General features: G+C 68.8%; 22 protein-coding genes. 5 read left to right on the forward strand and 17 right to left on the reverse strand.

Annotation, left to right across the window (positions count from 1 at the left end; genetic code table 11):
• Positions 1-60 precede the first annotated feature (60 nt).
• From AC4NMM_RS00760 to AC4NMM_RS00770, 3 genes are all read left to right on the forward strand, one after another.
• The gene (locus AC4NMM_RS00760) at positions 61-1905 is read left to right on the forward strand and encodes an ATP-binding protein (RefSeq protein WP_491923346.1); all 1845 of its coding nucleotides are present in this window, start codon (positions 61-63) and stop codon (positions 1903-1905) included.
• Between the two features lie 71 nt (positions 1906-1976).
• Positions 1977-2255, forward strand: a complete 279-nt coding sequence (gene srp19, locus AC4NMM_RS00765; RefSeq protein ID WP_004596410.1) for a signal recognition particle subunit SRP19 — start codon at positions 1977-1979, stop codon at positions 2253-2255.
• Positions 2256-2257: 2 nt separating this feature from the next.
• A complete protein-coding gene (locus tag AC4NMM_RS00770) occupies positions 2258-2488 on the forward strand; it encodes an H/ACA ribonucleoprotein complex subunit GAR1 (protein WP_096393621.1) in 231 nt (76 codons plus the stop codon).
• 18 nt (positions 2489-2506) lie between these two features.
• On the opposite strand, the gene AC4NMM_RS00775 is transcribed toward AC4NMM_RS00770, so the two are convergent.
• The 13 genes from AC4NMM_RS00775 to purE all read right to left on the reverse strand — a co-directional run bounded on the left by AC4NMM_RS00775 (position 2507) and on the right by purE (position 14769).
• Complete coding sequence (locus AC4NMM_RS00775; RefSeq protein WP_096393620.1) at positions 2507-2797, reverse strand: hypothetical protein; 291 nt, start codon at positions 2795-2797, stop codon at positions 2507-2509.
• Between the two features lie 167 nt (positions 2798-2964).
• Complete coding sequence (locus AC4NMM_RS00780) at positions 2965-4467, reverse strand: NADH-quinone oxidoreductase subunit N (RefSeq protein WP_096393619.1); 1503 nt, start codon at positions 4465-4467, stop codon at positions 2965-2967.
• The gene (locus AC4NMM_RS00785) at positions 4460-5974 is read right to left on the reverse strand and encodes a complex I subunit 4 family protein (protein WP_491923347.1); all 1515 of its coding nucleotides are present in this window, start codon (positions 5972-5974) and stop codon (positions 4460-4462) included. The genes AC4NMM_RS00780 and AC4NMM_RS00785 overlap by 8 nt, the downstream gene beginning before the upstream one ends.
• Before the next feature lie 14 nt (positions 5975-5988).
• Positions 5989-8037 (reverse strand): NADH-quinone oxidoreductase subunit L, encoded by a 2049-nt coding sequence (gene nuoL / locus AC4NMM_RS00790; protein WP_491923294.1) that lies wholly within the window; start codon positions 8035-8037, stop codon positions 5989-5991.
• 1 nt (position 8038) lies between these two features.
• Positions 8039-8359: an NADH-quinone oxidoreductase subunit NuoK gene (nuoK, locus tag AC4NMM_RS00795; protein ID WP_004596404.1), complete on the reverse strand. Its 321-nt coding sequence runs from the start codon at positions 8357-8359 to the stop codon at positions 8039-8041.
• Positions 8356-8703, reverse strand: a complete 348-nt coding sequence (locus tag AC4NMM_RS00800) for a hypothetical protein (RefSeq protein ID WP_096393617.1) — start codon at positions 8701-8703, stop codon at positions 8356-8358. Before AC4NMM_RS00800 ends, nuoK begins: the two co-directional genes overlap by 4 nt.
• On the reverse strand, positions 8700-8966 hold the full coding sequence (locus tag AC4NMM_RS00805) for an NADH-quinone oxidoreductase subunit J (RefSeq protein WP_008440357.1): 267 nt from the start codon (positions 8964-8966) through the stop codon (positions 8700-8702). The genes AC4NMM_RS00800 and AC4NMM_RS00805 overlap by 4 nt, the downstream gene beginning before the upstream one ends.
• A gap of 49 nt (positions 8967-9015) precedes the next feature.
• Positions 9016-9477: a NuoI/complex I 23 kDa subunit family protein gene (locus AC4NMM_RS00810; RefSeq protein ID WP_004596401.1), complete on the reverse strand. Its 462-nt coding sequence runs from the start codon at positions 9475-9477 to the stop codon at positions 9016-9018.
• 1 nt (position 9478) lies between these two features.
• The gene (locus tag AC4NMM_RS00815) at positions 9479-10552 is read right to left on the reverse strand and encodes a complex I subunit 1/NuoH family protein (protein ID WP_096393616.1); all 1074 of its coding nucleotides are present in this window, start codon (positions 10550-10552) and stop codon (positions 9479-9481) included.
• Positions 10552-12216 (reverse strand): NADH-quinone oxidoreductase subunit D, encoded by a 1665-nt coding sequence (locus AC4NMM_RS00820; protein ID WP_096393615.1) that lies wholly within the window; start codon positions 12214-12216, stop codon positions 10552-10554. The genes AC4NMM_RS00815 and AC4NMM_RS00820 overlap by 1 nt, the downstream gene beginning before the upstream one ends.
• On the reverse strand, positions 12213-12911 hold the full coding sequence (locus tag AC4NMM_RS00825; RefSeq protein ID WP_096393614.1) for an NADH-quinone oxidoreductase subunit B: 699 nt from the start codon (positions 12909-12911) through the stop codon (positions 12213-12215). The genes AC4NMM_RS00820 and AC4NMM_RS00825 overlap by 4 nt, the downstream gene beginning before the upstream one ends.
• Entirely contained in the window at positions 12911-13327 is a 417-nt protein-coding gene (locus tag AC4NMM_RS00830; protein ID WP_004596397.1) for an NADH-quinone oxidoreductase subunit A, read from the reverse strand. Before AC4NMM_RS00830 ends, AC4NMM_RS00825 begins: the two co-directional genes overlap by 1 nt.
• Before the next feature lie 833 nt (positions 13328-14160).
• A complete protein-coding gene (gene purE, locus AC4NMM_RS00835) occupies positions 14161-14769 on the reverse strand; it encodes a 5-(carboxyamino)imidazole ribonucleotide mutase (RefSeq protein ID WP_491923295.1) in 609 nt (202 codons plus the stop codon).
• Positions 14770-14889: 120 nt separating this feature from the next.
• On the opposite strand from purE, the gene AC4NMM_RS00840 reads away from it, so the two are divergent.
• Positions 14890-15159 (forward strand): type II toxin-antitoxin system HicB family antitoxin, encoded by a 270-nt coding sequence (locus AC4NMM_RS00840; protein ID WP_096393611.1) that lies wholly within the window; start codon positions 14890-14892, stop codon positions 15157-15159.
• Between the two features lies 1 nt (position 15160).
• Entirely contained in the window at positions 15161-15412 is a 252-nt protein-coding gene (locus AC4NMM_RS00845; protein WP_096393610.1) for a type II toxin-antitoxin system HicA family toxin, read from the forward strand.
• Positions 15413-15430: 18 nt separating this feature from the next.
• Here the strand turns inward: AC4NMM_RS00845 and purK are convergent, their stop codons facing one another.
• From purK to AC4NMM_RS00865, 4 genes are all read right to left on the reverse strand, one after another.
• The gene (gene purK, locus AC4NMM_RS00850) at positions 15431-16612 is read right to left on the reverse strand and encodes a 5-(carboxyamino)imidazole ribonucleotide synthase (RefSeq protein ID WP_096393609.1); all 1182 of its coding nucleotides are present in this window, start codon (positions 16610-16612) and stop codon (positions 15431-15433) included.
• Between the two features lie 97 nt (positions 16613-16709).
• Positions 16710-17444 carry a profilin-fold protein gene (locus AC4NMM_RS00855; RefSeq protein WP_491923296.1) on the reverse strand — a complete coding sequence of 245 codons (735 nt, stop codon included), beginning with the start codon at positions 17442-17444 and terminating at the stop codon, positions 16710-16712.
• A gap of 84 nt (positions 17445-17528) precedes the next feature.
• Positions 17529-18716: an FtsZ/tubulin family protein gene (locus AC4NMM_RS00860; protein ID WP_491923297.1), complete on the reverse strand. Its 1188-nt coding sequence runs from the start codon at positions 18714-18716 to the stop codon at positions 17529-17531.
• 106 nt (positions 18717-18822) lie between these two features.
• Positions 18823-19926: an AI-2E family transporter gene (locus tag AC4NMM_RS00865; protein WP_096393606.1), complete on the reverse strand. Its 1104-nt coding sequence runs from the start codon at positions 19924-19926 to the stop codon at positions 18823-18825.
• Positions 19927-20015 lie beyond the last annotated feature (89 nt).

Genomic DNA, 20015 nt, shown 5'->3' on the forward strand with positions numbered 1-20015 from the left:
GCTGGGGGTCCCTTATCCATATTCTGTCACCTCTCCCGGTGGGGCCCCCACCCCTGCTTCCTGGGGCCCCCCGCGCCCCCCGGCCCACCCGGCGTCCTGGGGTCCCTCCTCGGCGCCGAGCGCCGCGAATCCGACGACGGCGGTGCGGTCGAGACGCACGCCGCCGCCCCGGACGGCGTCGACGACTCCCGCCTCGCCGGGGCCGACGTGACGGTCGTCGTCGTCGACGAGGCGGGGCTCGACCGGGTCCGGGCGGTCGATCGCGTCGGCGTCGTGGTCGCGTACGTCGACGACCCGACGGGCCGCGTCGCGACCGACCCGCTCGTGGACGCGGTCGCGGGCTCTCCCGATGCGCTCTCGGAGACGGTCTCGTGGCTGATCGGTCGGAACCGACGGTCCGTCGTCCGGTCGGCGCCGACGCGGACCCCCTCGCGGATCGAGCAGCTCAACGCCGGGATGGCCGAGCTCGCCGCCGTCAGGTCGGTCGACGAGGCGTACCGGGCGACCGTCGCGGTCGCCGAGCAGGTGTTCCCCGAATACCAGAGCGTGGTCGCGGTCCGCGACGGGGAGTGGGTCGAACCCGTGGTCGCCTCCAGCGGGACGCCCGTCGAGGACTGCAACCGGGTCCGCGTCGGGACCGGCGTGGCCGGCAGGGCCGTCCGGACCGGCGACGCCTCGATCGCCCCGAACCCGAACCCCGAGAGCCGGTTCGACACGGTGCTCACCGTCCCCGTGGGCGACGACGTCGTCTTCCAGCTCGCGAGCGACGATACCGGCAGCGGCGGCGAGTTCGACGACGCCGACCGCCGGTCGGCGGAGCTGCTCGCCTCCCACCTCGAGGAGACCCTCGATCGGATCGACGTCACCGAGACGCTCAGGGCCGAGCGGGACCGGCTGCTCGCGCTGTTCACGAACGTTCCCGACCCCGCCATCGCGTACGATTACGCCGACGGCGACCCGATCGTCCGCCAGGTGAACGAGGCGTTCGAGGCGACGTTCGGGTACGAGCCGGAGACGGTCATCGGCGAGTCCATCGACGACTACATCGTCCCTCCGGACGCCGAGTCGGAGGCCGACGACCTCAACGAGCGGTTACAGCGCGGCGAGAACGTCCGCCGGGAGGTGACGCGGACCACTACCGACGGGCCGCGCCACTTCATCCTCCACGTCATTCCGATCCACCTCGACGCCGCCAACGCGGCGGGCTACGCCATCTACACCGACGTCACCGACCGGCGCGAGCGAGAGGAGACCCTCCGGCGGCAGAACGAGCGGCTCGACGAGTTCGCCTCCATCGTCTCCCACGACCTCCGGAACCCGCTGTCGGTCGCGGAGGGGTACGTCGACCTCGCTCGCGAGACGGGCGACGTCGACCACCTCGAAAAGGCCGCGGACGCGATCGACCGGATGGACGAGCTCGTCGCCGACCTCCTGTCGCTGGCCAGAGAGGGGCGCTCGGTCGGCGAGACGGAGTCCGTCTCGCTGGCCGACGTCGCGCGCGAGGCGTGGGGCAGCGTCGACACGGGCGACGCGAGCCTAACGATCGAGGCCGACGGGACGCTGGCGGCGAACCGGACGCGGCTGCGCGAGCTGTTGGAGAACGTCTTCCGGAATAGTGTGGAACACGGCCGCGACTCCCCCGACGACCCGCTCTCGGTCCGCGTCGGGGCGGGGACGCTTCGGGACGGCGACGGGGAGGAAATCCTGGGGTTCTACGTCGAAGACGACGGGATCGGGCTCCCGGAGGACGCCGACCGGGTGTTCGAGAGCGGCTTCACGACTGAGGAGTCGGGCACGGGGCTCGGGCTCGCCATCAGCGAGCGCATCGCCGAGGCGCACGGCTGGACCGCCCGCGCGCTCGACGGCGAGGACGGCGGGGCCCGGTTCGAGTTCCGCACGGGCTGAGCGGCCGTCACCGCAAGGGCGACCCCGCGGCGGTCCGAAACGACCTTACGCCGCGCGCGAGGGTATCCGGTATGGTCGAGAACGTCGTCTACCCCGCCTACTTCGACGCCGAGCTGTCCCGCTCGGAGGGCCGCCGCGTCCCGACGGACCTGGCGGTCGAAGCGCCGACCGTCGACGAGATCGCGAAGGCCGTCCAGCAGGTCGGCTACGACGCCGTCGTCGAGCGCGACGCGACCTACTCCCGGGAGTTCGAACCCCGCGGCTCCGTCGTGGTCAAGGGGACTGAGGACACCGCGAAAAACGACCTCGTTCAGGCGATCGCCGCGTACCTCGGCGTGCTCCGGGAGTAACCGTGCGGCGCGTCGGTACCGTCGTCCGGACCGCCGGTGGGCTCGCGATCGCCCGCGGCGACGCCGGAGCGGACCCCCCGCGGATCGGCGCGAGCGTCGTCGACGAGTCGCTCTCGACGGTCGGGCGCGTCGTCGACGTGTTCGGCCCGGTCGATCACCCCTACGTGGCCGTCACGCCCGGCGACGGCGTCGGGCTCGCCGACCTCGTCGGCGGGAAGCTGTACGCGCGGTAGCGCCGCGGCGCCCGACGGCTACGCCTCCGTCGCGTCGCCGCCGGTCACGTCGAAGTCCCCGATCTCCTTGTCCGTGCGAGCGAGCCGCTCGGCGACCAGCAGCTTCTCGCGCCGCTCCAGTCGATCCCAGTCGAGATCCCCCGGCGGCGACGCCTCCAGCGACTCGAACCGCTCGACGACGGCCTCGTTGGCGAAACGCTCGAACGAGCCGCAGTTCGGGCAGGTCCGCGAGAGGTGCGACGTGTCGAACGAGCGCGTGACGACCTCGTCGAGGCAGTTCAGACACCGGTAGGTGCGAGTCCGAGACACGGACGGGTCGAGGGGCCGAACGGGGGAGTATCTGTGGGCGCCGGCGGGCGGCTCGGGGAGCGAAAGCCGGTCCGTCGAGCGAGAGCCGGCCCGCCGGTCGAAACCATCCGTATACGGAGCGGTCGCTGCGGGCGTCGAACGCGTCGAAAGAGAAGGGAACCGGCCGCTCAGAACAGCGCGGACGCCGCCGCCTCGGCCGTCTCGATGACGGGGCCGAAGCCGGGTAAGAGCAGCACCGTCGCGACCGCCGCGAAGACGACCGCGGCGTACAGCGCCGTCGGCCGCACGTCGATCGCGTCGAGCGCGCTCGGCGACTCGGGGTCGTCCAGGAACAGCGCCTTCACGACCCGGCTGTAGTAGTACAGCGACACGACGCTGTTTATCGCGCCGAGGCCGGCGAGCCACAGGAAGCCGTTGTCGATGGCCGCCTGGAACAGGAAGTACTTCGAGAAGAACCCGGCGAACGGCGGGAGCCCCGCGAGCGAGAACATGAACACGGCCATCGCGACGGAGGCGACCGGCGCGCGCCGCCAGAGCCCCGCGTAGTCCGCGAAGGTGCGACCGACGCCCCACCGCTCCGCCATCGCGACGAAGAGGAACGCGCCGGTGTTCATGAACCCGTAGACGAGCAGGTGCGCCATCGCGGCGCCCATGACGGTGCCGTTCGCGGGGCCGTCGACCGTGAGCGCGGCGACACCGATGAGCGCGTACCCGGCGTGCCCGATGGAGGAGTACGCGAGCATGCGCTTGACCTCCTCTTGGACCGCGGCCGCGAAGTTACCGAGCGTCATCGTGACTGCCGCGAGAATCGCGAAGGCGAGCATCCAGTCGACGTTCGCCGACACCGCCAGCTCCAGCGGGAACGCCTCGGTGAACACGCGGAACGCGACGACGAACCCGGCGGCCTTCGAGGCCGACGAGAGGAACGCGCTCACCGGCGCGGGCGCGCCCTCGTACGCCTCCGGCGCCCAGAAGTGGAACGGGACGGAGGCGGTCTTGAACGCCACGCCGCCGATCATCATCACGACGCCGACGCCGAGGACGCCGGCCAGCCCGTCGATCGACGCCGACGCGATGTCGGCGAGGATCAGCGAGCCCGTCGCGGCGTACACGAGCGAGATGCCGAACAGGAAGATGGCGGAGGAGAGCGCGCCGACGAGGAAGTACTTCAGCCCCGCCTCGACGCTCCCGCGGTTCTGCTTGAGGTACGCGACGAGCACGTACGACGGCAGCGACACCATCTCTAAGGCGACGAACACGACCGCGAGCGAGTTCGCGGCCGCGAGCAGCGCCATCCCGGTCGCGGCGAACGTCACGAGCGAGTAGAACGCCGCCGGGTTGGCGTGGTCGTGGAAGTAGTCGTGCGCGGCGACGAGGACCAGCGCGGTCACCGACGCGAAGATGGCGGTGAAGAACAGCGCCATCGTGTCCACCTTGATCGCGTCGGCGAACAGGAGCACCGCGCCGCCGTCCGGGCTCACGCCGCCGCTCGCGGTGAGCCAGACGGTGGCCGCCAGCGCGGCGAGCGAGCCGAACGTGCCGACGACCGCCATCGACGTGTTCGACCGCGCGTCCGGCCGAATCGTGTCGACCAACAGCAGCGCGAGTCCGGTGAACGCCAGGAGCAGCGCCGGCAGCAGCGCCGTCACGGCTGGCAGTCCGTTAACCATCGACGGTCACCCCCTCGACGACCGGCAGGGCAGCGTCACGGATCATCTCGAAGAAGATGTCGGGCGCGACGCCCAGCACGATGATCGCCACGAGCAGCACCGCGAGCGGGGCGACGTCGTGGAACGCCGCGGGCCCGACGTCGTAGTCGGTCTCCAGTTCGAACGGGCCGAACAGCGTGCTCTGCATCGCCGACAGCAGGTAGCCGGCGACGATGACGATACCGAACATCGCGGCCGCGGTGAACAGCGGCGCGTACGGGAGCGCCGGCGCGGACAGCGAGCCGACGAAGATGAAGAACTCGCCGGCGAAGCCGGCCATCAGCGGCAGTCCCATGTAGCCGAAGGCGCCGGCGACGAGGATGCCGACGGTGACCGGCATCCGGTCGGCCATCCCGGCCATGTCGCCGACCATCCGAGTGTGGGTGGCGTTGTAGATGACGCCGACCGCCATGAACATCAGCCCCGAGATGAGGCCGTGCGCGACCATCTGGAACGTCGCGCCGCCGACCCCGTACTCGGTGAAGACGACCAGTCCGAGGATGACGTAGCCCATCGAGGAGACGGAGGAGTAGGCGACGATCCGCTTGAGGTCCTTCTGTGCCAGCGCCAACATCGCGCCGTAGATGACGCTAACCACGGCGATGGCGGCGATCGGGACCGCGAGCATCGACGCCTGCTCCGGGAGCATCGTGAAGTTGAACCGGAGCAGCGCGTACGTCCCCATCTTCAGGAGGACGCCGGCCAAAAGCACCGACGCGGGCGTCGGCGCCTGAACGTGGGCGTCCGGCAGCCACGTGTGGAACGGGACGATCGGGACCTTCACCGCGAACCCGAGGAACATCGCGAGGAACGCGACCATCGCGATCCGGTCCGGCGGGATGCCGAACCACGTTCCCAGGTCGCCCGCTGCGATCGCCTGCGCGATCTCCGGCAGGGCGAACGACGACACGGAGTCGCCCAGCGCGAACACGAGGCTCATGAAGCCGATGAACATCAAAAGCGACGCCGCGTTCGTGTAGACGAAGAACTTGATCGCGGCGTACTTGCGGCGCGGACCGCCCCAGATCCCGATGAGGAAGTACATCGGGACCAGCACGGCCTCCCAGAAGACGAACCAGAGGAAGAAGTCGAGCGCGGCGAACACGCCGAGCAGGTTCGCCTCCATGAACAGCATGAGGCCGTAGAACTGGCTCTGCCGCGTGTCGACGGGCGTCCACGCGCTGAGAATCGCCAGCGGCACGAGGAACGTCGTGAGCACGAACAGCGGGAGGCTGATCCCGTCGAGCCCGACGAACCACGAGACGCTGCGACCGCCCACTTCGAGCCACTCGATCCGCGTCGCGTACGCGATCTCCCCGCCGAGCAGCGCGTTGCCGCCGGCCTCGAAGCCGGACCAGAGGTAGAGGCTGCCGACGAACGGGATCAGGCTGATGGCGAACGCCAGCCGACCGGCCCACTCGTCGGGCGCGAGGAACACCGTCAGCGCGCCGACGAACGCGGCCGCCATGAGCGCTTCGAGTATCACAGGAACCACCCCCCGGTCGCGCCGAGCACGAGCAACAGCGCGACCAGTCCGAAGGTGAGCAGTGCGGCGTACTGCGAGACGACCCCCGACTGGAGCTTCCGGATCCGGCCGCCGCCGGTCAGGCTCACCGACGAGACGCCGTTCACGACGCCGTCGATGATCCCCTGGTCGAAGGTGTTCGCGCCGCCCGCGACGTCTTCCGTCCGATACGCGAGCCAGACCTGCAGTTCGTCGAGGTAGTAGTTGTTGTACAGCACGTCTTTGACCCCGCCGAGTTTGGCGGTGTGTTCCGTCGGCGACGCCACGTTGTAGAGCCGCCAGGCGAGTCCGAGTCCGAGCAGCGCGAGGCCGAGCGAGACGGCCGCGCCGACGAGGACGGTGCCGACCTCACCGCCGACGAGGTACGCGCTGCTGTACGGGCCGATGTCGGCGTAGTGGTGCGAGGAGAGCCCCTCGATGCCGCCCCACTCGTTGTCGAGCCAGCGGTGGAGCAGGTCGATCCCCTCGAGTCCGAGCACCTTCTGGACCGGCACCATGTTGATGAGGCCGGTGACGACCGCGAGCGAGCCGAGGACCGTCAGCGGCCCCTTCACGTTCCAGCCGACGGGCTCGGGGTCGCGGGCGGTGTCGCTCCGGGGCTCGCCGTGGAACGTTAAGAACACCATCCGGAAGGTGTAGAACGCGGTGACGGGCACCGCGAGCAGCCCCATCAGATAGCCGCCGAGCAGCAGCGGGTCGTTGAGGCCGTGGACGAGCGCCTCGTAGAGGATCTCGTCTTTCGACCAGAAGCCGGCGAACGGGAAGATGCCCGCGAGCGCGAGCGAGCCGGCGAGGAACGTGTAGTAGGTGACGGGCAGCCGCGACTTGAGCCCGCCCATGTCCCACATGTCCTCGTTGTGGTGCATCGCGATGATGACCGATCCGGCGCCGAGGAACAGCAGCGCCTTGAAGAACGCGTGGGTGGTGAGGTGGAAGACGGCGGCCACGTACCCGCCCGCGCCGAGCGCGAGCATCATGTAGCCGTACTGCGAGATGGTGGAGTACGCGAGCACCTGCTTCAGCTCGTCTTTCACCACGCCCATCGTCGCCGCGAACAGCGCGGTGAAGCCGCCGACGAAGGCGATGACCGCCATCGTCGTCGGCGTCAGCACGTAGAAGCCGTACATCCGCGCGACGAGGTAGACGCCGGCCGCGACCATCGTCGCGGCGTGGATGAGCGCGGAGACGGGCGTCGGGCCCTCCATCGCGTCGGGGAGCCACGTGTGAAGCGGGAACTGCGCGGACTTGCCGACGACGCCGCCCAACACGAGCAGGCCGACGACCGTCAGCCACGTCCCGAGGTCGAGGCCGCCGGGCGTCCACGCGACCTCGCCGGAGCCGTTGAGCGCCGCGTCGGCCAGCGCCGGGAACGACTCGGGGCCCGCGAACTGCGCCGTGCCGAAGGTGGCGAACACCGCGACGACGCCGACGAGGAAGAAGTAGTCCCCGAAGCGGGTGACGAGGAACGCCTTCTTCGCGGCCGACGGCGGTCCCGGCTCCCGGAAGTGGAAGCCGATGAGCAGGTACGAGCAGAGCCCGACCAGCTCGAAGAACATGAACGCCATCAGCAGGTTGTCGGCGACGACGAAGCCGAGCATCGACGCCGTGAAGAGGCCGAGCCCGGCGTAGTAGCGCGGCAGGCCCGTCTCGCCCTCGTCGTTCATGTAGCCGAGCGAGAACACGTGGACCAACAGCGCCACGAGCGTCACGATGACCAGCATGAGCGCCGACAGCGGGTCGATCAGGACGCCGAACGTGAGCTCGACGTCCGTCGGACCGATCCCGGCGCCGCCCTCGCTCGCCCAGTGGTACAGCGTCTCGTTGTACGCCCGCCCGCCCGCGACGGTCGCGGCGACCCAGATCGACAGCAGGAACGAGCCGGCCGTCGCCGCGATGCCGCCGAAGGCGCCGCCCTTCGGGAGGTACCTGCCCGCGCCGAGCGCGACCAGGAACGAGAAGAACGGTAAGAGTACGATCGCCGGAACGTATGCGAATGCGTTCACCATCTTACCACCTCATCTCCGCGGGAACAGTCACGTCTGTCGTGCCGAAGTTGCGGTATAACACGAGTATGATGCCGATGCCGATGGCGACCTCCGCGGCGGCGAGCGCGATGACGAACAGCGCGAACACCTGCCCCGTGAGGTCGCCGTAGTACAGCGCGAACGCGACGAAGTTGATGTTGGCCGCGTTCATCATGAGCTCGACGCTCATGAGGAAGTAGAGTGCGCTCCGCCGCGTCAGGACGCCGAACAGCCCGATACAGAACACGGCCGACGCCAACAGCAGGTACCACGACGGCGGGATCGAGGCGGCGACGGCGGTCACCGGCGGTCACCCCCGTCGGTGAACGCCTGGCCGAGCGCGGAGACGATGGAGTCGTCCTCCTCGCGCTTCGCCAGGTAGACGGCGCCGTCGACCGCGACGTCGAGCGCGACCGCGGCGATCAGGAAGGCCGCGAGGAACCCCTCGGACGGCACCGAGCCGAGCTCGTACTCGGCGAGGTTGAAGAGGGCGTACCCGATGTTGTGGACGATCGAGGCGTCGGCCGGGAAGCCGACCGACTCGAAGCCGAACGTCGCCCCGCTCACCGTCGCGGCCAACACCGCGAAAAGCCCGCCGACGGCGATCGCGGGTGCGATCCGCGAGCCGCGGCTCTCGTCGTTGCTCACGCGCTACTCACCTCCGTTTCCGTGTCCGATCGCGTGAGCATCACGGCGAACGTGACCAGGATGAGGACCCCGCCGACGTAGACGAGGATCTGCATGGCGGCGATAAACTCCGCCCGCAGCATCACGTAGTGCACCGCGACGCTCGTGAGGGCTCCGCCCAGAAGCAGCGCGGCGTGGAACACGTCGCGCGCAAGGACGACCCCGAGGGCGAACGCCAGCGTGACCGCGGCGAACAGCCCGAACGCGATGGTAGCATAAACCATTGTGTTTGTCTCCTATGAGAACCCCTTTGAAGATTTCGAGACGTGCCCGCTACTGGTAGTCGACCTCGCCGTCGCCCTCCCCGATCCACGCGCCGCGATCGGGGTTGCGGGACTCCAGCGGGTCGATTCCCTTGTACCACGGGACGTTCTTGAGCTGTTCTTTGTTGAACACGAAGTCGTCCTTCGTGTCGGCGGTGAACTCGAAGTTCTGCGTCAGCAGGATGGCGTCGACGGGGCAGACCTCCTCGCAGAGCCGGCAGTAGATGCACTGCCCGATGTGGAGGTTGTACTGCTCCCCGTTGCGCTGGTCGTCCTGAACGATCTGGATCGTGTCGTTCGGACAGACGTTCTCGCACTGCCGACACCAGATACACCGCTCTTGGCTGAACTTGTGGACCCCGCGGAACCGCGGGCTCACCTCGGGCGCGTCCTCCGGGTATTCCACCGTGAACGTCGACCCGTCCAGCGCGTGTTTCATCGTCGTCGCCATCGATTTCATGAGTCCGATCATATCAGGCGATCACCCCCACGATTACGGCCGTGAGCACCAGGTTCGCGAACGACAGCACCAGCATTCCCTTCCAGCCGATCTCGATCAGCTGGTCGATACGGACGCGCGGCAGCGCCGCCCGGGCCCACTGCGTGAACAGGAAGAAGCCCCAGATCTTCACCACGAACCAGATGAAGCCGATGCTCTCCGGGCCCGGACCGGACGCCCCGCCGAGGAACGTCACGGCGAGGATCGCTCCGCCGAGGAAGATGTGGACGAACTCCCCGAGGTAGAAGAGGACGAAGTACGCCGAGGAGTACTCCGTCTGGTACCCCGCGACGATCTCCGTCGGCGCCTCGGGGATGTCGAACGGGTTCCGTCCGATCTCGGCCATATTCGCCGTGAGGAACAGCACGAACGCGAACGGGTTGACGAACGCGTACCACGACGGGATCGAGACCCCGGCGATCGTCACCAGCGTCTCCGTCTGCGCGCCGACGATACCGCTCATCTGGAGCGTCCCGGCGAAGATCACGACCGACATCGCCGTGACGATGAGCGGGATCTCGTACGCGAGGTTCTGCGCGACCGCGCGGAGCCCGCCGAGCAGCGAGTACTTGTTGTTCGACGCGTAGCCGGCCATCACCAGCGAGATCGACGCGATCGACGCGAACGCGAACACTAACGCGAACCCGACCTCCGGGTCCGCGAGCTGGAGGTTGATCGGGCCGAGCTGTCCCATCGGGATGACGGAGAAGCCGAGCAGCGCCGACGCCGGCAGGAGGATCGGCGCGATATCCCACGAGGGGCGGTCGACGCCCTCCGGGATGATGAGCTCCTTCGCGAGGAGCTGGACCGCGGCCGCCGGGATGATGAGGAGCCCGTAGGGGCCGATCCGGTCGACCGCGATCCGGTCGGTGAACGCGGCCGTGATCTTCCGCTTCGCCCACGGGCCCGCGACGCCCGTGAACGCGAGGATGATGTTGCCGACGACGAACGCGGCGACGAGCGAGGCCGCGACCTCGCCGATGACGCTGTCGAGCCCGAGCGTGTCGACGATGAACTCGGGGAACAGCTGCGCGGGCGCCGTGCCCATCAGCGGTCCACCTCCCCGAGAACGACGTCGAGGCTACCGAGCGCGGCGATGACGTCGGGGATGTACTCCCCGTTCGCCATCTCCGGCAGCGTCTGGAGGTTCGAGAAGCACGGCGACCGGATCTTGAACCGGGCCGGCTTGTCCGTCCCGTCCGCGCGGATGTAAATACCGAGCTCGCCCTTGGCGCCCTCGACGGCGCGATAGATCTCCGTGTCGTCGTCCGGGCGGAGCGTGCGCGGCACGTTCGCCTGGATGTTCCGCTCGTCTTCCGGCCAGTCCTCGAGCAGGTCGACGCACTGCTCGATGATCTTCGCGGACTCCTCGACCTCGCGCATCCGGACGAGGAGGCGGCTGAAGTTGTCGCAGCCGTCCTCGGTGACGACGTCCCAGTCGAGCTCGTCGTAGTAGCCGTACGGGTCGTCGCGGCGGAGGTCGTAGTCGACGCCCGAGCCGCGGGCGACGGGCCCGGTCGCGCCGTAGTTCTTCGCGACGTCCGGCGGGAGGATTCCGGTGTCGATCGTCCGCATCTGGAACACCTCGTTCGAGGTGATCAGGTTGTGGTACTCCTCGATCGACTCGGGGAGCTGGTCGAGGAAGTCGCGGGTGTCCGAGAAGAACTCCTCGCGGGGCTCGGGCAGGTCCCAGACGACGCCGCCGAGCCGGAAGTAGTTGAACATCAGCCGCTGGCCCGTCAGATCCTCGAGGAGGTTCTGGACGCGCTCGCGGTCGTTGATGGCGTACATGAACGTCGCCGTGAAGTCGCCGTTGATGTCGAGCGCGAACGTCGCCAAGGCGAGCATGTGCGCGGCGATCCGGCACATCTCCGCGCCCATCGTGCGGATGACCTGTGCGTACTCCGGCACCTCGATGTCCGCGAGGTCCTCGGCCGCGCGGGCGTACGCCCACTCGTTGAGCAGCCCCGCCGAGATGTAGTCCCAGCGGTCCGGGTACGGCATGATCTGGTGGCGGTACGTGCCGGACTGGGCCATCTGCTCCTCGCTGCGGTGGAGGTAGCCGATGTCGGGCTCGACGTCGACGACCTGCTCGCCGTCGAGGACCGTCTTCAGGTGTAAGACGCCGTGGGTCGCCGGGTGGTGCGGCCCGATGTTGAGGAACATCGTGTCGGACTCCGCGTCCTTGTGGTGATCCTCCAGCGGGTTCGCGTGCTCCGGCAGCGTGGCGATCTGCGGCCGGTCCTTGTCGTAGTCCATCGACAGGGGGTGGCCCTGCCAGGTCTCCGGCAGCAGTATCCGGCGCAGGTCGGGGTGGTCGTCGTACTCGATCCCGATCAGATCGTACGCCTCCCGCTCGTGCCAGTCGGCGGTGCGGAAGACGGGCTCGGCGGACTCGGAGACGGGGTCGTCCTTGTCTGCGGGGACGACGATACTGACCTCCTGGGTCGGGTCGTCGTACTTCTTCAGGTGGTAGATCGACTCGTAGCGGTTCTCGTACTCCTGTGCGGAGACGACGGAGAGGTGGTCGTACCCCGCCTGCTCTTTCAGGGTCCGAAGCGTCTCCTGAACGGTGTCCGGCCGGATGACGAAGCCGGGCGCGTTCAGGTGGTCGTCGCGGTCGACGACGAGGTCGCCGAGGAGCGCCTCCAGCTCGTCCGGCGTCTGCTCGACGGCGCCGTCGTCGACGGTGTCCGGTCGTTCGAGGCTCATGGCGAATCAGCGAAGTTGTACCGCATGACGAGCTCGTCGTCGTCGATCTGGTCGGCCAGCTTGTCGACGAGTTCGTCGCGTTCGAGGTCCGAGAACTCCTCCAGCTCGTACGGCTTCACCGTCACGGGCGAGGCCTCGCCGTTGGCGACGCGCTCCTGCAGCTTCACGACGCCGTAGACGAGCGCCTCGGGGCGGGGCGGGCAGCCGGGGACGTGGATGTCGATCGGGATGACCTCCTCGGCGCCCTTGATGACGTTGTACCCCTCCTGGAACGGGCCGCCGGAGATGGTGCACGAGCCCATGCCCACGACGAACTTCGGCTCGGGCATCTGGTCGTAGACACGCTTCATCCGCGGGGCGAACTTCGAGACGATCGTCCCGGGGACGATCATCACGTCGGCCTGTCGCGGCGAGGCGCGGGGGACGCCCGACCCGAAGCGGTCGAGGTCGTGTTTCACCGCGTAGGTGTGCATCATCTCGATGCTGCAGCAGGCGATGCCGAACTGCAGCATGAACATCGAGGAGCCCCGACACCAGTTCAGGAACTTGTCGAACTTGGTGAGGATGAACGGCGAGGAGCCGAACGCCTCCCGGAGCCGGGAGTTGAACCGGTCTCCCTGCCCGGTCATCCGGGCGTCTCTGGTCTCGGTTACGACTTGCGAATCGTCGGTGATAAACGGTTGATCGCTGCTCATTAGTTGATGTCCTCCGTCGTCTTTCTGCTGGTCGCGCGGGGGCTGCGGGCCCAGCTGATCGCCCCCGACCGCCACGCCCAGACGAGTCCAACCGCGAGGATCCCGACGAAGGCCAACATCGGCCACAGCAGGTCGGCCATCGGCACGCCGGCCTGGACGGCCGGGCGGTAGATGACCGCCCACGGGAACAGCAACACGGTCTCGATGTCGAACACGACGAACAACAGCGCGACCATGTAGTACTGGATGTTGAACCGGATCCGCGTCCCGCCCGTCGGGGTCTCGCCGGACTCGTAGGTGGTACTTTTACCGGTCTCAGGCACGCTCGGACGGAGCAACGCCGACACTGTCATCATCGCTATCGGGATGAGCAGGCCGACGACCGCCAAGGCGCCAATCGCTATCCAATCGCTCATATAGGTCTCCGTAACGTGCTGGGGTTTGGACCGCCCCCTCATAAGCGTTGAGTCTTGTGCGTCCGCGGGCGTGCGGGCCGGTATCTCCCGTTCGCGGTCGAAGCGCCGGCGAAGAGAGTGAGAACACTCGATCCGAAACCGCGTGCGAGTCGATGGAGGCGCAGCGACTCGACGGGGAACGAGCCGGTCTCCGTTTATAAGTAATTACGCGGTGGCGCGTGCCTGCGAGCGGCCGCCACCGGCGGCCGCGAGTCAGCACGCGCGAGGGAGTCGGTGGTCCGGAGCGAAGCGGAGGACCACCGACGAGGCTGGGGAGGTGTGAGGTTGCGGTGCTGGGTGGGGCGGGACTCAAAGGGGCAGTCGCGAGGACGAAGCACGGCGCAGTAAGCACCGCAGCGAAGGAGCGAAGCGACTGAGTAAGGAGCGTGGTTCGAGAGAGCTTTGCTCTCTCGTCATCACGAAAGGCGCTCTGCGCCTTTCGAACGACAGCAAGCCGCGCGAGTCCTCGCGGCTGGGGCTTTGGAGGCGTTCACCGTCGATCTACTGTCAGCTATTTATAAATGAGCGGCTGAGGCTTTGGCGGTGTTCGCCGTTGATCTTCGGTTTACCATTTATAAGCAAACGGCTGAGGCTTTGGCGGTGTTCGCCGTTGATCTTCGGTTTACCATTTATAAACGAGCGACTGGGGCCTTGGAGATGTTCTTGACCGATCTACCGTCACCGGCGTAACGCTGAGCGACTGAGAGTTTTTAAGAGTCTACCGCATCCCAGTACGGCACTATTTATAAACGAACGGTCGCGTATTCGGACGCGGCCACCACGCCGGTCGCTCCTCACCGATTCCGGAACCCGTCGAGACCCAGATCGTGAAGATCGGCGGAGACGTCCGCGACGCCCGCCTTCTGCTCGTCGTGGAGTTCGACCAGCCGCTCCTCGAGCTCGTCGTGTTCGCGCGCGAGCACCTGTGCCGCCGACAGCGCCGCGTTGTACGACTTCCCGGCGTCGACGGCGACGATCGGCGCGCCCGTTGGCATCCCAATGACGGAGTCGACCGACTTCTCCTGAACCGGCACGCCGATGACGGGCACCGGGTAGGCGATCGACGCGGTCATGTTCGGCAGGTCGGCGGATTTCCCGCCCGCGCCGGCAATTATCACGTCCAGCCCGCGGTTCGTCGCCGTCTCCCCGTACGCGTACATGAGCTCCGGCGTACGGTGCGCGGAGACGACGTAGCTCTCGTAGGTGAACCGCGCGTCCGGCGCCTCGCCGAAGTCGGTCTGCTCCGCGAAGCCGAGCTCGTCGAGCGCGTCGTAGGCGTCCTCCATGACGGGGAGGTCCGAGTCCGAGCCCATGATGATCCCGACGTCCGGGGTGGTCGCCGGGTCCGCGTCGGCCGCCGCTTCCGCTTCGAGCCGCTCGATCAGGTCGTCCACCGTGGTCATGGGCGATGGTTCGGCGGAGGGCTACAAGGAACTCCCGGATGCGGCGACCGGTATCGGCTCGGCCGTCGCGTTCGTTCTCTGCCCAACCCTTATCAACCGAATCGCCCGAACTGTACGGTAATGGCGAGTTCGACGGACGACGGAGCGGACCACGACGGCGAGATCCGCCTCTGGCGAGAGGAAGGGTGGTGGATCGTCCGAGACGTGGGGACGGGCGTCACGACGCAGGGGGAGTCGCGGTCCGACGCGCTGGAGAACCTCGACGAGGCCGTCGCGCTCCATCGGGGAGAGATCGGCCGCGAGCCGACCGACGAAGAGCTTCGAGAACTCGGAATCGATCCCGAGGAGAACGCGACCGAGAACGAGAATCCGCCCGACGTCCTCGAATAACGTGGCGAGGCGCACGTTCTCCGGACGAGAGGTCGTGAAGGTTCTCGTCAACCGCGGCGGATTCGAGTGGCGACGAACTACCGGCGACCACGCGCAGCTCTACCACGAACACCCGACAAACGAGACGGACAAACGGCACGTCACGGTTCCGCTCCACGACGAACTCCGGGAGGGAACGCTCAGGGGCATCGCGGACGACGCGGGAGCGCACGATTTCGACGCCTTCTGCGCGTGGATCGACCGCAATTCGTGAGCGCCGACCGGGACGCGACTACGTATCCCGGAACGTCAGCCCGTCGCGGAGCTCTCGGGCCCGCGAAAGCAGCGCGTCGCGGTCGGTTTCGCCATCGCCCGGCGAGTCCGCGTCCCATTCCGTCACCGTCAGGTGCCCCATCTTCCGGAGCGGGTACACGTCGTCTTTGCCGTACCAGTGGAGGTCGGCGTCGGGCGCGTTGAGGACCGACTCGACGTTACGGAGCGTCGCGGACTGCGTCTCGTCGACATCGCCGAGGAGGTTCGCCGTGACCGCGGGCGCGACGAGATCGGTCGGACCGAGCGGCCAGCCGAGGACGGCCCGAATATGGTTCTCGAACTGCGACGTGCGCGCGCCCTCGATCGTCCAGTGACCCGAGTTGTGAGGCCGGGGCGCGATCTCGTTGACCAGCACCTCGCCCTCCTTCGTCTCGAACAGCTCGATCCCGTAGACGCCGCGGCCGTCGAGGACGTCGAGCACGTCGCGCGCGACCGATTCCGCCTCGGCGACGATCGCGTCGCCGGCGCGGGCAGGGCTGACGCTCTCGCGGAGGATCTCCTCGCGGTGGACCGTTTCCGTGACGGGGTAGGTCCGCGTCTCGCCGTCCGCACCCTTGAGTCCCATCACGGCGACCTCGCGCTCGAAGTCGAGGAACTCCTCGGCCATCGCCGCGCCGCCGACCGCGTCGAGCGCGTCGGCGGCCTCGTTCGGCGCCTCGATGGGGACGTTCCCGCGGCCGTCGTAGCCGCCCTCGCGGGCCTTCAGCATGACGCCGCCGAACTCCTCGACGACGCGTTCGAGCCCCTCGGCGGTCGCGACCGCGACGAACTCGGGGACGGGGATCCCGGCGTCCGCGAGCGCCTCCTTCTGGACCAGCTTGTCCTGAATCGTCTCCAGCGTGGCCGGGTCGGGGTGGACCGGCACGCCGTGCTCCGCGCTCGCGGCCGCGAGGATCTCGGGGTCCGCGAGTTCGATCTCGAAGGTCAGGGCGTCGACGCGGGCCGCGAGCTCGTCGATCGCGTCGGCGTCGTCGAACTCCGCGACGATCTGGTCGGCCGCGACGGGCGCCGCCGGACAGTCGGGCGTCGGGTCCAACACGACGAGGTCGACGCCGAGCGGCGCGGCCGCCTCGCACAGCATCCGACCCAGCTGCCCGCCGCCGACGACGCCGAGCGTCGGTCCCGGAAGGGTGATCGACATGTACGCGTCGGTACTGGACAGGAGTGAATAAGTATTGCCAAACGAGCCGGCGAATACGCACGGACACGGATCGATCTGCCGAGCGCGCGCCGGCGAGTCAGACCGATATCCGTTCGAGGTCGCTCTCCAACTCCTCGACGAACTCGTTGTACGCCTCCACGAACCCGCGGAACCGGTCGGCGTACTCCCGGACGTCGGCCGCGGAGGGGGCGCCGTACTGCGAGAGGAGGTAGAGGCCGCCGGAGCCGCCGACACGGAGGTACGACACCGCCCCCTCGTCGTACTTCAGCTCCCAGCGGTCGCCCTCGACGCGCGCGGTGAACGTCCCGTAGTCGTCCCCCTCGTACCGGTGGATCTCGCCGGCGATGACCGCGCAGGTGTCGCGGATCCCATCGAGGACGCGGTCGCGCTCGGCCACCACCCCCTCCGTGGTCGCCGGGTCGGGGAACTCGGCGCTCACGCCGTCGAGGACGCCGGACAGCGAGTCGACGTGGTCGTTCCACGCCGCCACGAACGCCGCGTAGTCGTCGAGCGCGGTCGCGAGCGCCGCCGGCTCCGGCGGCTGCTTCGTCGAGATGACGTACGTGTCGGAGCCCGATTTCGGCGAGAACAGCAGGAACTCCAGCTCGCCCGCCTCGTGTTTCACCGTCCACTCCCCGCCGGGCGTCGACAGCGTCTCGCGGCCGTAGTCGCCGCCCTGGAGCCGCGCGAGCTGGTAGGCGATCCGCCCCGCGTGGTCGCGCACGGCGGCGACGAGCTCGTCGCGCTGCTCCGCGACCGCCGCGGCGTCGCGCACGTCGACGTCGATCCCGAGGGCTTCCTGCGTCGTCACGGTCTCAGTGGGCGCGCCATCCGGTTAACCGGTTCGGGTCGGCGAGCGGGGATCGACCGCCGGCTCGCAGCGGCAACGCGCCAGTCACCCGATCGTCTCGCGGATCTCGCGGATCCGCTCCGGCTCGTCGATCCCTGAGCGGACCACGACCGCGAACACCGCCTCGCCGTCGGGAACCGGCGCGTCGCCGCTTAAAATCGCGTCCGAGCCGGTCTCCTCGGCGAGCCAGCGCCGCCCGTCGGCGATCGCTTCGCGGTTGAGCCACGCGGGCGGACCGCCGACCACGAGCAGGGTCCGATCGGCGCGCCCCTCGGGGACTGCGACCGTGTTCTTCCCGCGGGCCGCCTTCCGGATGACCGTCTCTATCGCCGACACGGCCGCGCTCGTGTCGATCTCGGCCGGCTCCGAGGACCCGAACAGCCCGAGTCCGAACTTCGAGCCCGAATCGGGGGGGTCCACCGCCTGCGTCGCGTGCCCGATCGCCGCGATCTCGCCGTCGCCCCCCGCCGCGCGGGCGACGTCGCTCGCGTCGAGCACCTGCTGGGGCGTCGCCGTCCCCTCGGGCGTTTCGCCGGCGCCGAACAGCGCCGCGACCCGCTCGACGGCGACCTCGTTGAGCCGGTCGCGGGCCCCGACGAGCGTCTCGCTCGGGCGGAGCCACGCCCCGTTGTCGAACGGGAAGACCGCCGCGCACTCGTCCGAGAGCGCGTCGAGGGTCCGCGCGGCATTCCGCTCGGCCAGCGGGCGGTGGGGCGTCGGCGGCGCCGGTTCGTCGCCGGCTCCTGCGCCCGACCCCGCGCCGCCCGCCCCCCCGGAGGACGCGCTTCGCGGCCCGTCGTCGTCCGGTTCCTCCGCCTCGTCGCGGGTGGGGAGAAACCCGAAGGCGTAGACGGGGGCGTCGTAGAGCCGCGAGAGCTCCGCGGCGAGCGCCGGGGCCGCGCCCGCGCCGGCCGCGCCGCCGAGGCCGACGACGAGAAGGAACGCCTCGGCGATCGACGGCGCCTGGTCGTCCATGGCCCGGCCGAGCTCGCTCGCGTGCGCGTCGCCGAGGCGGCGGCCAGCGTGGAGGTCGCCTTCGAGCCCGTCCCCGCCCGCGGCGTCGCCGAACCGGTACCGACGCTCCTCGCCGAGCGCGTCCAGTTCCCCGAGCGCGTCCATATCGGTGTCGAAGGCGTGGACGCCCGCGAGGAACGGGTCGTCGCCGTGGTCGGCGGCGAGGCGGTCGGCGATCCTCCCCCCGGCCCCGCCGAGGCCGATAACGTGTAGTCGCATACGTGGGGCGGTCGTCGACCGGGGATATATGACTTCGGCTCGGCGCGAATTGCGGCCGAGCCGTCGGGCGCTCCGCCTGCGAACGGAACCGGGTGCCCGCGACGGCTCAGAACTCGTCGATCCGGCGCTGATCTGCGGGGATCTCCGGCCCCGGATCCGGCTCGACGCCGAGCAGGCGCAACAGCGCGGTGTCCGCGAACGTCAGCGCCAGCACGAGGATGATCGGCGCGAGGAACAGCCCGTGGAAGCCGAACACGACCGGACCGAAGATGTACGCCAGCATGAGCAGGCCGACGTGGGTCGTCTTGCCGCTGAAGTACGGCCGGAGGACGATGTCCGGGATGGTGTCGACGACCACGGCCGCGACGGCGAGGAACCCGGCGACGTAGGCGAGCAGCGAGAGGTCACCGTCGAGCGCGATCGGTATCGACATCGCCGCCGCGATCGGGATGTAGACGATCTTCATCCCGATCACGGGGATCAGGCTGGCGACGCCGGTGAGCGCGCCCGCGAGCGTCGGATACGGGATCTCGACCGCGGCGGGAGCGATCGCGTTGTACGCGAGGTAAGTGACGACGGCGATGATCGAGATGGCGATGACGTTGAGCAGGTTACCGTACAGCACCGCCTCCAGCTCGTCGTCCGCGGTCTCGAGGTACTCGCGGACGACCGCGTCGTCGTCGAAGGTGAGCAGCCAGTCGTGGAACTTGGAGCCGTCGATCAGCAGGTAGTACGTGACGACGACGGTGATGAGCAGGTTCAGGGCGAGCCCCGACAGCGTGCTCGCCAGCAGCGACGCCTGCTCGGAGACGAGCTCGATGAGGGGGTCGAACTGGCCGGAGCGGTACGCCGCGAGCAGCTCGTCCATCGTCGGGTTCGACAGCTCCGCGAGGTCGCCGATCACCGAGTTCTCCGCGCCGATGGTGTCGGCCACCGGGTACGTCTCGATGAACCGCCGCGCCTCCAAGATCAGCAGCACCAGCGTGTAGCTCACGAGGCCGATGAGCGGGACGCCGATGACCGACAGCGACACGACCGCGCGGATCCGGGCCGGCAGCCGGAAGCGTTCGAGCCGGTGGTAGAACCGCCGCGTCGAGTAGTAGAGGAAGACCGCGACGGTGAGCGGGGCGACGAACCGATAGGCCACGTAGCCGGCGACGACCGCGACCGCGAGGCCGAAGAGGGCGACGACGAACCGCTTTTCGTCCATGGGCCACGGTCACCAGCGCCTGACATAAACCATGGTGGTCGTCGCGGCTACCACGGCCGCGGCAAACACCGTAATCGCGGTCGCGCGGA

It is taken from the genome of Halorubrum sp. SD41, assembly GCF_058630335.1.

Excerpts from the sequence above, each read along its gene's own strand:
- srp19 (WP_004596410.1), top strand. The coding sequence starts at position 1,977 with ATGGTCGAGAACGTCGTCTACCCCGCCTACTTCGACGCCGAGCTGTCC.
- AC4NMM_RS00815 (WP_096393616.1), bottom strand. The coding sequence starts at position 10,552 with ATGGGCACGGCGCCCGCGCAGCTGTTCCCCGAGTTCATCGTCGACACG.
- AC4NMM_RS00810 (WP_004596401.1), bottom strand. The coding sequence starts at position 9,477 with ATGATCGGACTCATGAAATCGATGGCGACGACGATGAAACACGCGCTG.
- purK (WP_096393609.1), bottom strand. The coding sequence starts at position 16,612 with ATGTCGATCACCCTTCCGGGACCGACGCTCGGCGTCGTCGGCGGCGGG.
- AC4NMM_RS00860 (WP_491923297.1), bottom strand. The coding sequence starts at position 18,716 with ATGCGACTACACGTTATCGGCCTCGGCGGGGCCGGGGGGAGGATCGCC.
- AC4NMM_RS00780 (WP_096393619.1), bottom strand. The coding sequence starts at position 4,467 with ATGGTTAACGGACTGCCAGCCGTGACGGCGCTGCTGCCGGCGCTGCTC.
- AC4NMM_RS00865 (WP_096393606.1), bottom strand. The coding sequence starts at position 19,926 with ATGGACGAAAAGCGGTTCGTCGTCGCCCTCTTCGGCCTCGCGGTCGCG.
- AC4NMM_RS00785 (WP_491923347.1), bottom strand. The coding sequence starts at position 5,974 with ATGGCGGCCGCGTTCGTCGGCGCGCTGACGGTGTTCCTCGCGCCCGAC.
- AC4NMM_RS00830 (WP_004596397.1), bottom strand. The coding sequence starts at position 13,327 with ATGAGCGATTGGATAGCGATTGGCGCCTTGGCGGTCGTCGGCCTGCTC.
- nuoL (WP_491923294.1), bottom strand. The coding sequence starts at position 8,037 with ATGGTGAACGCATTCGCATACGTTCCGGCGATCGTACTCTTACCGTTC.
- purE (WP_491923295.1), bottom strand. The coding sequence starts at position 14,769 with ATGACCACGGTGGACGACCTGATCGAGCGGCTCGAAGCGGAAGCGGCG.
- AC4NMM_RS00805 (WP_008440357.1), bottom strand. The coding sequence starts at position 8,966 with ATGGTTTATGCTACCATCGCGTTCGGGCTGTTCGCCGCGGTCACGCTG.
- AC4NMM_RS00840 (WP_096393611.1), top strand. The coding sequence starts at position 14,890 with ATGGCGAGTTCGACGGACGACGGAGCGGACCACGACGGCGAGATCCGC.
- AC4NMM_RS00820 (WP_096393615.1), bottom strand. The coding sequence starts at position 12,216 with ATGAGCCTCGAACGACCGGACACCGTCGACGACGGCGCCGTCGAGCAG.
- AC4NMM_RS00825 (WP_096393614.1), bottom strand. The coding sequence starts at position 12,911 with ATGAGCAGCGATCAACCGTTTATCACCGACGATTCGCAAGTCGTAACC.